This window comes from Candidatus Schneideria nysicola (assembly GCF_019923565.1).
In the GTDB taxonomy this organism is placed as follows: Bacteria; Pseudomonadota; Gammaproteobacteria; order Enterobacterales; family Enterobacteriaceae; genus Schneideria; species Schneideria nysicola.
Genome location: NZ_CP074435.1, coordinates 429,477 through 444,111, shown reverse-complemented (window position 1 = coordinate 444,111; position 14,635 = coordinate 429,477). Strand labels below are relative to the sequence as shown.

Here is a 14,635-nt window from a genome sequence, read left to right as displayed (position 1 = left end):
GATTAAGCATTCTTATTTTTCACGAATTCTTTTGATATTAGCACCCATATTACGCAGTTTATTTTCAAGGCTCTCATATCCACGATCTATATGATAAATACGATCTACTACGGTCATGCCTTCCGCAATACAACCAGCTAATACTAAACTAGCCGATGCACGTAAATCCGTTGCCATTACTTGAGCACTATATAAATTTTCTACGCCATAACAGATAATTGTATTACTTTCTATTTTGGCATGTGCACCCATACGTATAAGCTCGGGTATATGCATAAAACGATTTTCAAAAATCGTTTCCGTAATAAAACCTGTTCCCTTAGCAATAAGATTTAATAAACTAAATTGTGCTTGCATATCCGTAGGAAATCCAGGATATGGAGCGGTACAAATTCTAATGGCATTAGGACGTTTATTATGCATATTTAGACTAATCCAATTAGATCCCGTTTTAATATCTGCACCTGCTTCATTTAATTTTTTTAGTACAATACTCAGTGTATTCGGATCAATTTTATGACAAACAACCTGACCTCTAGAAATAGCAGCCGCTACTAAAAATGTACCTGCTTCAATACGATCAGGTAATATACGATATATTCCTCCTCTAAGTCTACGAACTCCCTTAATAGCAATTCGACTACTACCTGCACCACTAATTTTTGCTCCTAAAGTAATAAGAAAATTAGCTGTATCAATTATCTCTGGTTCTCTAGCGGCATTTTCAATAATAGTCGTACCTTCAGCCAAGGTGGAAGCACTCATAATAGTTACTGTAGCACCAACACTAATCTTATTCAGAACAATATGAGTCCCACGAAGTCTATGCCCATTTATCGATGCTTTAATGTATCCATTTTCAAGTTTGATACGTGCTCCTAATTGCGTTAACCCACACGTATGCAGATCTACTGGACGTGCCCCAATAGCACAACCCCCAGGTAAAGATACTTTAGCTTTGCCAAATCGAGCGACTAAAGGTCCTAATGCCCAAATAGAAGCACGCATTGTTTTTACTAAATCATATGGAGCACAGTATATATTAATATTACTAGCATCAACTTGAATAGATCCATTTCTCTTAATTTTTGCCCCCATCCAACTTAATAATGTAAGAGCGGTTTCTATATCTTTTAGTTTAGGTATATTAAAAATTTCTACTGGTTCTTCTGCTAAAATTGTTGAGAACAAAATAGGTAATGCAGCATTTTTCGCTCCAGAAATCGTTACTTCTCCGATTAATTTAGTAGGACCCCATATATGTAATTTATCCATAAAAAATTTGACTCTTTATATTTAGTTATTTCTAATAGCATGAGGAATTACAGTATAATATCACTATAATTTTGATGATTTTTCCATTCATCTGGTGTTAATGTTTTGATGGAGACAGCATGTATCTGTTTATTGATAATAAATTCCATCAACAACGAATAAATTACTTGTTGTTTTTCCACATAACTCATATTTCTAAATATCTTACTAATAGCAACTATTTGAAAATGGTTCCCATCTCCTTTGACAAATATCTGATCCAAATCTAAGTTTTTTTTTAATATTTCTACTATTTCATGTTCTTTCACAGTATAGACCCTACTCTATTATAATCCATAAATTTTAATCCACCCTTAAATGATACATCAATCAACTCATATGTTATCATTAAAAATTGTACGGAATAATAAATTAATTAGAAAGCTGATATAACCAATACGTTACTTTGCTATTGCTTTTTTTTCTTTTCATTCTCCAATTCATAGGAACGTTCAAATAAGATATCTCATATTCTGATTCTATATAAATCCATGCGTCTCTTTTTAATAAACGATATAAATTAAGTAAATATATTGTTTTCTCTATCAACCCCTGATAAAAAGGGGGATCTATAAAAACTAGATCAAAAATTTTATTAGATTGTTTCATCCAATGTAAAGTATTAGTTCTTACTACTATAGCGATGTTTTTTTCAATTTGTAATGTTTGAAGAATCTTGCATATTTGATTACTATAATGAAAATTTTTTTCTAGAAATATAACACTAGCAGCATATCTTGATAATGCTTCTAATCCTAACGCACCACTACCAGCAAAACAATCTAAGCAATGTGCACCATTTATTTTAGGTGTTAACCAATTGAAGATTGTTTCACGCATTCTACTAGTAGTTGGTCTTAAATTCTCACAAGACAAAACTGGAATTTTACGATTTTTCCACCTCCCACCTATAATACGAATAGAACCAGAAAAATGAATATTTCTATGGAAAACAATATTTCTTTTCATCAACAAATTTTAAACCTTTGATAAGATAATGACTAATCTCTATTTAATATTTGAATAAAAATATCAAACAAAGTACAGTAAAAGTTTCAATACACTTTTTTATACTTCATTAAGGAAATCATACCTTGTTCATTAATAACAATCTCAATGAAAAAAAACAATCAGAGATGACTGAATCTTCTCAAAAGAAGACACCATTTCTTTTTAAATTAAGAAATTCTTTGTCAAAAGTACGCCAAGTTTTAGGTCATAAAATTATGACTTTATGCTTAGGTCAACAAGTTAATACAGATTTTTTTGAAAAAATTGAAGAAAGTTTATTAATCGCTGATTTTGGCGTAAAAACGACCCATCTCATTATAGAGTATCTCATAAAAATGACTCAATATAATCGAGTCACAAATACAGAAACCGTCTATACTCTTCTTCAAGAAAAAATGAAGAATATGCTATCCAAAATAGAAAAACCTTTAATTATAACGTCAGATAACGTCCCTTTTATTATTTTAATTATTGGTGCGAATGGGGTTGGTAAAACTACTACTATCGGAAAATTAGCTAACAAGTTAACTAGTGAAGGAAAAAAAGTTCTTCTTGCTGGAGGCGATACGTTTCGTGCAGCAGGCAAAGAACAATTACAAATATTAGGCGAAAGTAATCGAATACCTGTGATTACTAGAGAATATAGTAATGACGCGGCATCTGTTATATTTAATGCAATGCATATAGCTAAAAAGCAACATTACGACATATTAATTATAGATACTGCAGGACGATTACACAATAAGATTAATTTAATGAATGAAATGAAAAAAATTATTAGAGTGATAAAAAAAATAGATATTGAAGCTCCCCATGAAGCGATGCTAATTATAGATGCCAGTATAGGACAAAACTCCTTAAGTCAAATTTCTTCTTTTAATGAATTTATCCCCTTGACCGGTATTACCATAACAAAATTAGATGGGACTGCAAAGGGTGGCGTAATTTTTACTATTGCGGATCAATTTGGGATTCCAGTACGTTATATAGGTACTGGTGAAGATATGAAGGATATACAAGTTTTTAAATCCGAACAATTTGTCGATTTTATTTTTCCTAAACTAGGGTAGTCAAACTAGGGTAGTCAACCACCATAAAATTGAGCTTTATTTTTGAACATTCGCTAATATTAGTTTAACGACACGTGAGTTTCCTGAAATAATATGACCCGAAGAAAGATAAGCCTGTTTGCCATAAAAATCAGTGGTTAATCCTCCTGATTCACGTACTATTAACTCTCCACCACTATATAAATTATATAAGTCTTGACAAATTTGAAACACACCATCAAGCCTACCTGCAGCAACATATGCTAAATCTAATGTAATAGATCCAGTATATCTAAAATGAACATATTGTTTAAATAATTTTTTTAATATTCTCCAATAATTATATTGGGATTGGGGCGGATTTTTACTATCTATCTTTATTCCTAGAGATAAAATAGCTCCATTTAGACTATAAGCCGAACCTATTCTTAGTCTATATCCGTTTAATTGAGCACCACATCCACGCTTTGCACTAAATAGTTCATTACGTATTGGATCATAAATCACTGCAATCTCAATTTGACCTTTAATATATACTGCAACGGAAATAGAAAAATAAGGAAATCCATTAAAAAAATTGGTAATATTATCTATTGGATTAATTATCCATTGAATAGCCTTTTCTCTAGAAGATGGGTTTGGATATACTCGATCGAGTATTAAATGTTGAGGATAAAAACGATGAATAGTTTGAGACATTAATTTAGTAACTTCTCTACTAATATAGTGAGCAGAATCCTCTATATTTTTTCTTTCAATTTTAAAAGAATCATAATATCTAGAGAGAAAATTTCCTGCTGAACGTACTGTACGAATAGCAATATTGAGGATTGGAGACATTTTATAATTACCTGATGAAAATCTATCAATAAAAATATATTCTTTCTTCTAAAGAGAAAGAGAGAGAGTATATATATAACATGTTTGTCTTCATTTGGAAAGTAATCAAAAAGAGGAAAAACTCATATGAAATTACCAATTTATCTAGATTATGCCGCTACTACACCAGTAGATCCTCGTGTTGCAAAAAAAATGATGCAATATCTAACTTTAGAAGGAATATTTGGTAATCCCTCTTCGCGTTCTCATCTATATGGATGGCAAGCAGATGAAGCAGTAGACATCGCACGTAATCAAATTGCTCATACTATTGGAGCTGATATTCGTGAAATCATCTTTACATCAGGAGCGACCGAGTCTAATAATCTCGCTATTAAGGGAGCAGCTTATGCTAATTTTCATAAAGGAAGACATATTATCACCAGCATGATAGAACATAAATCTGTCTTAGATAGTTGTACAAAATTAGAACAAGAAGGATTTAAGCTTACTCTTTTAAAACCCTTATCTAATGGACTAATTACATTAAAACAATTACAAGATTCTTTACTGAATGATACTATTTTAGTATCCATCATGCATGTTAACAATGAAATTGGTGTGATTCAAGACATTTATGCATTGGGAAAATTATGTCGTGAAAATAATATATTGTTTCATGTAGATGCAACACAAAGTATAGGAAAATTGCCTATTGATTTAAAAAAAAATTCCTTTATAGATTTCATGTCTTTTAGTGGTCATAAAATATATGGACCAAAGGGGATTGGTGTATTATATATCAGTAGAAAGCCATGGGTTAAAATTACACCACAAATACATGGCGGAAATCATGAAAGAGGAATGCGTTCTGGAACATTACCAGTACATCAAATCGTAGGTATGGGTGAAGCTATTCGGATCGCATCAGAAGAAATGCATACCGAAATGCCACGATTACATCTATTACGTAACTTATTATGGGAAAAATTAAAACAAATTCCAGGAATACAACTCAATGGTGATTTAGTAAACAGTATTGCAACTATCATCAATATCAGTTTTAGCTCTATAGATGGGGAGGCTTTAATTCTCATGTTAAAAGATGTAGCTATTTCATCTAGTGCGGCTTGTACTACAGCTACATTGGAATTCTCCCATGTATTACACGCATTGCATACTAATCCAAAAAAATCAGTAATGAATAATAGTCCTATACGTATTTCTATCGGACGTTTTACTACAAAAGAAGAAATTGATTTTGCGGCCGATCATATTTATAATGTAGTCTTACAATTATCTCAATTCTATCTTTAACAACTACATATCCTTTTGTATGGATACTATTTTATTATCTATTACATCTAATTTTATGGGTTTTCCAGGTAATAATTTTCCAGATAACATTTGATACGATAAAAAATTTTCAATTTTTTGTCGTATAGAACGTTTTAAAGGACGAGCTCCATATATCGAATCAAAACCAGACATTCGCAATACTGAATATACTTCTTCACTTATAGTAATAGGTGAATATCCTTTTTCTTCTAGTCTATTCATTAATCCTTGGAGTTGTATTCTAATAATTTCATTAATATGTTCCTGATTTAAAGGATGAAAAACAACGATTTCATCAATTCTATTAATAAATTCCGGACGGAAATGCCGATTGACAATATTAAGAACCATATGTTTCATTTCGTTATAGTCTATGTCCCAAAATCTATCTTGAATTAGATCAGAACCCAGATTAGAAGTCATACTAATAATGGTATTACGAAAATCTACTGTTCTACCTTTACTATCCGTTAGCCTACCATCATCTAATACTTGTAATAATATATTAAAAATATCTGGATGTGCCTTCTCTATTTCATCTAACAAAATAAGAGAGTATGGTCTATTACGAATAGCTTCGGTAAGAAATCCTCCCGATTCATAACCGATATATCCAGGAGGGGCACCGACTAACTTCGCAATAGAATGTTTCTCCATAAATTCGGACATATCGAGACGAACCATAGTATTATCATTACTAAACATAAAATTAGCTAATGCTTTACATAACTCTGTTTTCCCTACTCCGGTTGGACCAAGAAAGAGAAAAGAACCAATCGGTCTATTTGTATCGGATAACCCTGCTCGACTACGACGAATCGCATGAGATACGGCTTCTACTGCTTCTTTTTGTCCAATTATTCTCTTATGCAATTCTTTTTCCATATGTAATAATTTTTCTTTCTCAATTTCTAACATTTTGGATACCGGAATACCGGTCCATTTTGCTAAGGTTTCTGCTATTTCTTTATCGGTAACACGGCTACGAATGAGACGTGCCATCTTTTTTGATTGAGATAGAATTATTTCCAGTTTTCTTTCAATTTCTGGAATGATACCATATTGTAGCTCTGACATTTTGGCTAAATCACCTGTACGTCGAGCTTGTTCTATAGAAATTCTTGCTTTTTCTAATTCATATTTTAAATTTTGAACTTTTAATAAAGAACGTTTTTCTGTATTCCACTGTGAATATAAAGCAGCATAAGAGGATTCTTTTTCTAAAATTTCCTTTTTTAAGGAGTCAAGACGTTTAACACTTCTTTCATCTAATTCTTTTGATTCTTTTTCTAAAGCTTTTTTTTCTAATTTTAGCTGAACAATACGACGATCCAAACGATCAAGTTCTTCTGGTTTAGAATCAATCTGTATGCGAATGCTAGAAGCAGTTTCATCAATCAGATCAATTGCTTTATCTGGTAAGTTACGATCAGTAATATATCTCGCAGATAACGTGGCAGCTGCTACAATCGCAGTATCCGTAATTTGTACATGATGATGTAATTCGTAACGTTCTTTTAATCCTCTTAAAATTGCAATTGTATCCTCTATACTAGGTTCAATAACAAGGACTTTTTGAAATCTTCTTTCTAATGCCGCATCTTTTTCAATATACTGACGATATTCATCCAAGGTAGTAGCACCTACACAATGTAATTCACCTCTGGAAAGAGCAGGTTTTAACATATTTCCAGCGTCCATCATTCCATCTATTTTTCCTGTACCAATAATGGTATGTAATTCATCTATAAATAAAATAATATTTTTTTCTGATTGTTTAATCTCATTAAGTACCCTTTTCAAACGTTCTTCAAATTCACCTCTATATTTAGTACCAGCTAACAAAGCACCCATATCTAAAGATAGTAGACGACTATTTTTCAAACCATCTGGAACTTCATTATTAACAATACGTTGTGCCAATCCTTCAACAATAGCCGTTTTTCCTACCCCAGGCGCTCCAATTAATACAGGATTATTTTTTGTTCTTCTCTGTAATACTTGAATAGTTCGACGAATTTCTTCATCACGACCAATAATAGGATCCAATTTTCCTTTTTCTGCTTGTTCCGTTAAATCTATAGAAAAATATTTCAGTATCGGTTTGTTATCTGCATATTGATCATTCATTTACTTCCCTCTTTTTACTTCCCCAATTAAGAAAAGGAGTGAATCTAGATTGTAGAGATTAATAGAAAATATCTATAAATTCTGTTTTTTATTCCTTTACTTGGAACTAAAATAGATATGCTTTTATTTTTTAAACGTCTCCATTAGGGAGAGATTCGGCGAGAGAGGATTTGAACCTCCGACCTACTGGTCCCAAACCAGCCGCGCTACCAAACTGCGCCACTCGCCGATAAAAAATTATAGAAAACATCTTATACTGCGAAGAGAGGGAATCGAACCCTCACGCCCAATACGACACTAACACCTGAAACTAGCGCGTCTACCTATTCCGCCATCTTCGCATATTCATTTATGTTATGGAATGGATGGGTGATTGATGGGAATCGAACCCACGACTACTGGAATCACAATCCAGGGCTCTACCAACTGAGCTACAATCACCAAAAATTATAGTCACGCCTGACAGGATTCGAACCTGATACTTCTACCTCCGGAGGGTAGCGCTCTATCCAATTGAGCTACAGGCGCAATTCTATTAAAATATAAAGAAAATAATAAAATTTTATTTTTGAGATGTCTAGCTATTTTTATAAAAATTGTACACTATTCGATGATGTTTATTGAATCTTCTACTTTATATACTCAAGGAGGGATTGCAACAAATCTTTAAAAGAGAAGAAAGAATATTAAAGAGTTAGGAACGCTTCATCATATCAAAGAATTCATCATTAGTTTTAGTCATAGCTAATTTATTAATTAGAAATTCCATTGCCTCAATTTCTCCCATAGGATGCATAATTTTTCTCAGAATCCACATTTTCTGAAGTTCCTCTGGAGTGGTCAGAAGTTCTTCTTTTCTTGTTCCAGAACGATTATAATCAATAGCGGGAAAAACACGTTTTTCTGCGATTTTACGAGATAAATGTAATTCCATATTACCAGTACCCTTAAATTCTTCATAAATAACTTCATCCATTTTTGATCCGGTATCAATTAAAGCGGTAGCAATTATTGTAAGACTTCCTCCTTCTTCCATATTACGTGCTGCACCGAAAAAACGTTTAGGACGATGTAAAGCATTGGCATCTACTCCTCCTGTTAATATTTTACCTGAACCCGGAATAACTGTATTATAAGCACGTGCTAATCTGGTTATAGAATCTAATAAAATAATAACATCTTCTTTATGTTCTACTAATCTTTTTGCCTTTTCTATAACCATTTCAGCTACTTGAACATGTCTAGATGCAGGTTCATCAAAGGTAGATGCGATCACTTCCCCTTTGACTAGACGTTGCATTTCAGTTACTTCTTCAGGACGTTCATCTATTAATAATACTATTAAGATACAATCAGGATAATTATAGGCGAGACCTTGTGCAATATTTTGTAGTAATATAGTTTTACCAGCTTTAGGAGGGGCTACAATTAATCCACGTTGCCCTCTACCAATAGGAGAGGCTAAATCTAATACACGAACAGTTAAATCTTCAGCAGAACCATTCCCTCTTTCCATACGTAAACGAGAATTAGCATGGAGTGGTGTCAAGTTTTCAAAGAGAATTTTATTACGAGCATTTTCTGGCTTATCGTGATTCACTTCATTCACTTTTAATAATGCAAAATATCGCTCTCCTTCTTTAGGAGGTCTAATTTTACCAGAAATAGTATCACCAGTACGCAGATTAAACCGACGAATTTGACTGGGTGAAACATAAATATCATCTGGACCAGCGAGATAAGAACTATCACTCGATCGCAAAAATCCAAATCCATCTTGCAGTATCTCTAATACACCGTTTCCAAATATATCCTCTCCACTTTTAGCATGTTGTTTAAGAATGGAGAAAATAATATCTTGTTTACGTAACCGTGCCAAATTTTCTATTCCCATATTTTCACCAAGAACAACTAGTTCAGAAACTGGGGTATTTTTTAATTTAGTAAGATTCATAATGATAGGTTCTTTTCTAACCTTGGGGGATTGAAGAATGATCTTAATTGGATTGTATAACTATAGATTGTTAATTGACTGAATAATCCTTCTCTAGCTATCTATTCAGAACTATATAGATGTTCTTAAAAATGTCATTAACTGTTCTTTAGAACAGGATCCAGTTTTATTAGCTATAACTTCTCCATTACGAAAAAGTAATAGTGTAGGAATACTTCTAATATTATATTTATTTGCAATACTAGTATACTCACTAACATTCAATTTAGCTATAATTAGATTTTTATCAAAATCTTTACAAATTTCATCTAAAATAGCAGAAATTTGTTTACAAGGAGCGCACCAATCTGCCCAAAAATCGACAAGACAAGCTGTGTCTGATTGTAACACTACCTTATCAAAATTTTTATCATTAAGATAAATAATCTTATTATCAACATTATTCATAATAATTATCCTTTTATTTAAATATTAACATTTAAAGCAAACTAATCAAAAGTATACCACTATTAAAATTTATAAAATAAACTAAATTACATTAGTTATAATATAACTTTTTTAAGTTCTTCATATAAGGTTTAAGCACTTTGGGTATTTCAATCCCTCCATCTGGTAATTGGTAATTTTCTAATATTGCTGCTAATGTACGTCCTACGGCAAGACCAGATCCATTTAAAGTATGTAATAGATATAATTTTTTATTTCCTTTTATACGATATCGGGCATGAATACGACGTGATTGAAAATCTGATACATTAGAACATGAAGAGACTTCATAATACCTTTTTTCATAAGGAAACCAAACCTCTAGATCATATGTTTTACATGAAGCAAAACTTAATTCTCCAGCACATAACAATATTTTACGATACGGTAAATCAAGTAACTGTAGAACTTTTTCAGCATGAAGTGTAATAGCTTCTAAGGCTTCCATGGATTTTTGAGGTTGGACTATTTGTACTAATTCGACTTTATCAAATTGATGCATACGTATTAAGCCACGGGTATCTTTCCCATATGCTCCAGCTTCAGCACGAAAACATGGGGTATGAGCAACCATTTTTAATGGTAACATTTTTTCTTCTATTATCTCATTTCGAATTAAATTTATTAAGGGTACTTCTGCTGTGGGTATAAGGGTATAACGATTATTTTTTTTCTCATTGATAATATGAAAAAGTTCATCCTCAAATTTAGGTAATTGTCCTGTCCCATATAATGATGTTTGATTAACTAAATAAGGTAAATAGTATTCTTTATATCCATGTTTTTCAACATGCAAATCTAACATAAATTGTATTAATGCACGGTGTATCTTTGCAAGATCTCCACACATTACTACAAAACGAGAACCAGCAATTTTGGAAGCAACTGAAAAATTTAATTCATATCCCATCATTTTTCCTAATGAGGTATGATCTCGTAAAAGAAAATTATATTGTTTGATCTTTCCCCATCTTAATACTTCTTTATTATTATTTTTATGTAATCCATCCGGTATACTATCATCTGGAATATTAGGTATCGACATTAAATCATTTTGAATTGTTTCTCGTAGCATAGCAAGTTGTAATTTAACTTGATCTAAATTATGATTAATTTGATTCATCTTTGAACGAAAAAAATCGATATTTTCTCCTCTAATTTTAGCATAACCGCTCTCTTTAGACCAACTATTACGTTGTTCTCTTAAACTGTCATTTTCTTTTTGTAATTGTTTTCTACTGGCTTCTTTTTTTTTAATATTTTCAATATCTAATTGATATTGTCTTCGTTGCAATTTTTTAGCAGTCGTTTCTAATTCATAACGTAATAAATTAGGATCAATCATATGAATTTCCATTCTCCATTCGTTACCAATATAATAAGTTTTTTATGGAATGTCTAAGAGCAGCGTTCTAAATATAGCAATTGATTATATCATGAATCAATTTACTATGATGATAATAATCACTATACACTAAAGGATAAACCACAACTACATGTATGTTGTGCATTAGGATTTTTAATAATAAATCGTGATCCCTCTAGTTCCTCCTTATAATCTATTAATCCACCAATAAGATATTGAAAACTCATTGGATCGATGATCAAAAATACTCCTTTTTCTTCAAAAATATAGTCACCTTCATTTATAGTCTTATCTAACATAAATCTATATTGAAATCCACTACACCCTCCTCCTATAATATATATACGCAATTTCATTTCAGATTTTTTTTCACTTTGAATAATATCATGAATTCTCTTTGCTGCAGTATCGGTAATTTGGAAGATCTTTTTCATAAAATTTATCCAATATTATTTTCCCTATAATATTTTTTATATCTAAGAAATTTAATTATATTAAATTTTTTTAATGTAATGATAGTATTTTTTAAATACTATATAATAGAGTTAATCACATTCTATTTTTAATACAAAATGAAACCATATCTTAAAGACAAGAAAATAAACACTCCTACTCCTAGTATGCAACAATACATACAACTTAAAAAAAAGTATTCCGATATGCTTTTATTTTATCGTATGGGAGATTTCTATGAACTTTTTTATGAAGATGCAAAAAAAATTTCTAATTTAATTAATATTACTCTAACTAAAAGAGGAATATATGATGGGAAACCAATTCCTATGGCTGGTATACCCTATCATGCACTAGATAATTATTTAGCAAAATTAGTTGCGTTAGGGGAATCAATAGCTATTTGTGAACAAATAGGAGATTCAAAGAAAGCAGGAAGTTTAATAGAAAGACGTGTAGTACGTATTGTCACTCCTGGAACTTTAAGCGATGAAGCATTAATGGATGAAAAACAAGATAATCTTCTGGCTGCTATATGGTATGAAAAAGAAAAATTTGGATATGCAACATTAGATGTCTCATCTGGTCGTTTTATTATATCAGAAATAGATAATCAAGATAATATGGTTGCAGAATTGCAACGCACTAATCCTGCTGAAATTCTTTATCCCGAAACAATACGAAAGTTTACCTTCTTAGAGAATTATCGAAATATACGTTATCGACCAATATGGGAATTTGATTTGAGTACAGCATATAAACAATTAAATAGGCAATTTAATACAAATAACTTACATGGTTTCGGTGTTGAAAAAGCAAAGATAGCATTATGTGCTGCTGGATGCCTATTACAATATGTTAAGGATACTCAATGTATTTCATTACCCCATATTTCATCAATATCTTTAGAAAATAAAAAAAATATAATAGTAATGAATGCTACTACTCAGAAAAATTTAGAATTAACTAAAAATTTACAGGGAGGAACCCAAAATACATTATTAGATATTCTTGATCGTACTATAACTCCCATGGGAAGTCGTATGTTAAAACGTTGGATACATACTCCTATTCGTAATAGATGTATGTTAATACATCGTCAAAGGAGTATAGTGATACTACAAGAAACATTCATCAAAATAAGAAAAATATTGACGAAAATACAGGATTTAGAACGTATATCTTCTCGTATTGCACTAAAATCAGCAAGACCACGTGATTTTACGCGTATGCGTTATGCCTTGAAACAATTTCCTCTTATTCAAGAATTGTTCAAAAACTATTCTGAAACACATCTGAAAAATATAGTATATCATATTGGATATTTTGAATCGTTATATCAGCTCTTAGAAAGAGCTATTGTAGAATTTCCACCAGCTGTATTACGTGAAGGCGGAGTAATTGCATCGGGCTATAATAATGAACTGGATAAATGGCGTACTATATCTAGAGATTGTACATCTTATCTACACGATTTAGAAAAGAAAGAGCGCAAAAATACGGGGATAGATACTTTAAAAATTACATATAATAGAGTACATGGATATTATATACAAATTCATCGCAGTCATAATCATTTGATCCCAAATTACTATATACGTAAGCAAACATTAAAAAACTTTGAACGCTATACTATTCCAGAATTGAAGGAATATGAAAAAAACGTACTACTTGCACAAGATAAAATCCTTTCTCTTGAAAAAGAACTATATAATGGATTATTTGATTTTTTTATTCCATACTTAGGTGCACTTCAAAGAAGTGCACGTTCATTAGCAGAACTAGATGTATTAAGTAATTTAGCGGAACGTGCTATATCTTTAAACTATGTTTGTCCTAATATTAGCAAAGAGACAGGTATAAAAATTATAGCTGGTCGTCACCCCGTTATAGAACAAAAAATAAAAAATCAAACATTTATACCTAATTCATTAAATTTATCACAAAAAGAAAGAATGCTAATGATTACTGGACCTAATATGGGAGGCAAAAGTACCTATATGCGTCAAAATGCATTAATCGTATTATTAAGTTATATAGGAAGTTTTGTCCCAGCCAATGAAGCTATTATAGGTCCTATCGATCAAATTTTTACTCGTATAGGTGCATCTGATGACTTATCTTCTGGACGTTCTACTTTTATGGTCGAGATGACTGAAACCGCTAATATTTTGAATAATGCTACTAAAGATAGTCTTATTTTAATGGATGAAATTGGTAGAGGTACCTCTACTCATGATGGGTTATCCTTGGCATGGTCTTGTGCAGAAGAGTTAATTCAACGTCAATCTATGACTCTCTTTTCTACACATTACTTTGAACTTACGCAACTTCAAAATAAACATCCACTAATAAAAAATGTACATTTAAATGCATTAGAACATAACCAATCTCTAATTTTTATGTATAATGTTAAAGATGGTGCTATTGACAATAGTTATGGATTAGCAGTGGCAGCTCTAGCTGGTGTTCCTGCTAATGTCATAGAAAGAGCAAGAAAAAAATCTTATGAATTAGCTAAAAAAAATACTTTATATGAAGAAAATAGAAGTAGTCAACATCATTATCATCTCTTCTATCAAAAATCTATGGAAAAATCGATTATAAATTTAATCGATCGTTTAGATCTGGATAATTTTACCCCTCATAAAGCACTTAATTGGTTATATTTTTTAAAAAAAAGGATTAATAACAAAATACAAAAATAATAATGAT

General features: G+C 31.3%; 11 protein-coding genes, 4 tRNA genes and 1 pseudogene. 3 read left to right on the top strand and 13 right to left on the bottom strand.

Annotated features, from left to right (window positions below; translation table 11 throughout):
• Window positions 1–12: 12 nt before the first annotated feature.
• From murA to rsmD, 3 genes are all read right to left on the bottom strand, one after another.
• A complete protein-coding gene (murA, locus tag KEC37_RS02220; protein ID WP_223139521.1) occupies window positions 13–1,275 on the bottom strand; it encodes a UDP-N-acetylglucosamine 1-carboxyvinyltransferase in 1,263 nt (420 codons plus the stop codon).
• 47 nt (window positions 1,276–1,322) lie between these two features.
• Entirely contained in the window at window positions 1,323–1,583 is a 261-nt protein-coding gene (locus KEC37_RS02215) for a BolA family protein (RefSeq protein ID WP_223139520.1), read from the bottom strand.
• Between the two features lie 103 nt (window positions 1,584–1,686).
• The gene (rsmD, locus tag KEC37_RS02210; protein WP_223139519.1) at window positions 1,687–2,283 is read right to left on the bottom strand and encodes a 16S rRNA (guanine(966)-N(2))-methyltransferase RsmD; all 597 of its coding nucleotides are present in this window, start codon (window positions 2,281–2,283) and stop codon (window positions 1,687–1,689) included.
• 125 nt (window positions 2,284–2,408) lie between these two features.
• On the opposite strand from rsmD, the gene ftsY reads away from it, so the two are divergent.
• The gene (gene ftsY / locus KEC37_RS02205) at window positions 2,409–3,395 is read left to right on the top strand and encodes a signal recognition particle-docking protein FtsY (protein ID WP_223139518.1); all 987 of its coding nucleotides are present in this window, start codon (window positions 2,409–2,411) and stop codon (window positions 3,393–3,395) included.
• A 36-nt stretch (window positions 3,396–3,431) separates the two neighbouring features.
• On the opposite strand, the gene KEC37_RS02200 is transcribed toward ftsY, so the two are convergent.
• The gene (locus tag KEC37_RS02200) at window positions 3,432–4,214 is read right to left on the bottom strand and encodes an inositol monophosphatase family protein (protein WP_223138516.1); all 783 of its coding nucleotides are present in this window, start codon (window positions 4,212–4,214) and stop codon (window positions 3,432–3,434) included.
• Window positions 4,215–4,340: 126 nt separating this feature from the next.
• On the opposite strand from KEC37_RS02200, the gene KEC37_RS02195 reads away from it, so the two are divergent.
• Complete coding sequence (locus KEC37_RS02195; protein WP_223139517.1) at window positions 4,341–5,510, top strand: IscS subfamily cysteine desulfurase; 1,170 nt, start codon at window positions 4,341–4,343, stop codon at window positions 5,508–5,510.
• A 3-nt stretch (window positions 5,511–5,513) separates the two neighbouring features.
• On the opposite strand, the pseudogene KEC37_RS02190 reads toward KEC37_RS02195, so the two are convergent.
• From KEC37_RS02190 to erpA, 9 genes and pseudogenes are all read right to left on the bottom strand, one after another.
• Window positions 5,514–7,661 (bottom strand): annotated as a pseudogene (locus tag KEC37_RS02190) (AAA family ATPase); the annotation flags it as partial.
• A 155-nt stretch (window positions 7,662–7,816) separates the two neighbouring features.
• Window positions 7,817–7,890 (bottom strand) — tRNA-Pro (locus KEC37_RS02185).
• A 28-nt stretch (window positions 7,891–7,918) separates the two neighbouring features.
• Window positions 7,919–8,002: transfer RNA gene (locus KEC37_RS02180), tRNA-Leu, on the bottom strand.
• Window positions 8,003–8,029: 27 nt separating this feature from the next.
• Window positions 8,030–8,102: transfer RNA gene (locus KEC37_RS02175), tRNA-His, on the bottom strand.
• 13 nt (window positions 8,103–8,115) lie between these two features.
• Window positions 8,116–8,189: transfer RNA gene (locus tag KEC37_RS02170), tRNA-Arg, on the bottom strand.
• A gap of 166 nt (window positions 8,190–8,355) precedes the next feature.
• Window positions 8,356–9,615 carry a transcription termination factor Rho gene (rho, locus tag KEC37_RS02165; protein ID WP_223138513.1) on the bottom strand — a complete coding sequence of 420 codons (1,260 nt, stop codon included), beginning with the start codon at window positions 9,613–9,615 and terminating at the stop codon, window positions 8,356–8,358.
• Between the two features lie 111 nt (window positions 9,616–9,726).
• Entirely contained in the window at window positions 9,727–10,062 is a 336-nt protein-coding gene (gene trxA / locus KEC37_RS02160; protein WP_223139026.1) for a thioredoxin, read from the bottom strand.
• Window positions 10,063–10,153: 91 nt separating this feature from the next.
• Window positions 10,154–11,446, bottom strand: coding sequence for a serine--tRNA ligase (gene serS, locus KEC37_RS02155; protein ID WP_223139515.1), 1,293 nt, complete (start codon window positions 11,444–11,446; stop codon window positions 10,154–10,156).
• A gap of 122 nt (window positions 11,447–11,568) precedes the next feature.
• Window positions 11,569–11,901, bottom strand: coding sequence for an iron-sulfur cluster insertion protein ErpA (gene erpA / locus KEC37_RS02150; RefSeq protein WP_223139514.1), 333 nt, complete (start codon window positions 11,899–11,901; stop codon window positions 11,569–11,571).
• A 138-nt stretch (window positions 11,902–12,039) separates the two neighbouring features.
• Here erpA and mutS point away from each other — a divergent pair, with 138 nt between their 5' ends.
• On the top strand, window positions 12,040–14,628 hold the full coding sequence (gene mutS / locus KEC37_RS02145) for a DNA mismatch repair protein MutS (protein WP_223139513.1): 2,589 nt from the start codon (window positions 12,040–12,042) through the stop codon (window positions 14,626–14,628).
• Window positions 14,629–14,635: the final 7 nt, after the last annotated feature.

Coding starts and splice junctions, on each gene's coding strand:
- rsmD (WP_223139519.1), bottom strand. CDS start 2,283: ATGAAAAGAAATATTGTTTTCCATAGAAATATTCATTTTTCTGGTTCT.
- erpA (WP_223139514.1), bottom strand. CDS start 11,901: ATGAAAAAGATCTTCCAAATTACCGATACTGCAGCAAAGAGAATTCAT.
- rho (WP_223138513.1), bottom strand. CDS start 9,615: ATGAATCTTACTAAATTAAAAAATACCCCAGTTTCTGAACTAGTTGTT.
- KEC37_RS02200 (WP_223138516.1), bottom strand. CDS start 4,214: ATGTCTCCAATCCTCAATATTGCTATTCGTACAGTACGTTCAGCAGGA.
- murA (WP_223139521.1), bottom strand. CDS start 1,275: ATGGATAAATTACATATATGGGGTCCTACTAAATTAATCGGAGAAGTA.
- mutS (WP_223139513.1), top strand. CDS start 12,040: ATGAAACCATATCTTAAAGACAAGAAAATAAACACTCCTACTCCTAGT.
- trxA (WP_223139026.1), bottom strand. CDS start 10,062: ATGAATAATGTTGATAATAAGATTATTTATCTTAATGATAAAAATTTT.
- serS (WP_223139515.1), bottom strand. CDS start 11,446: ATGATTGATCCTAATTTATTACGTTATGAATTAGAAACGACTGCTAAA.
- KEC37_RS02195 (WP_223139517.1), top strand. CDS start 4,341: ATGAAATTACCAATTTATCTAGATTATGCCGCTACTACACCAGTAGAT.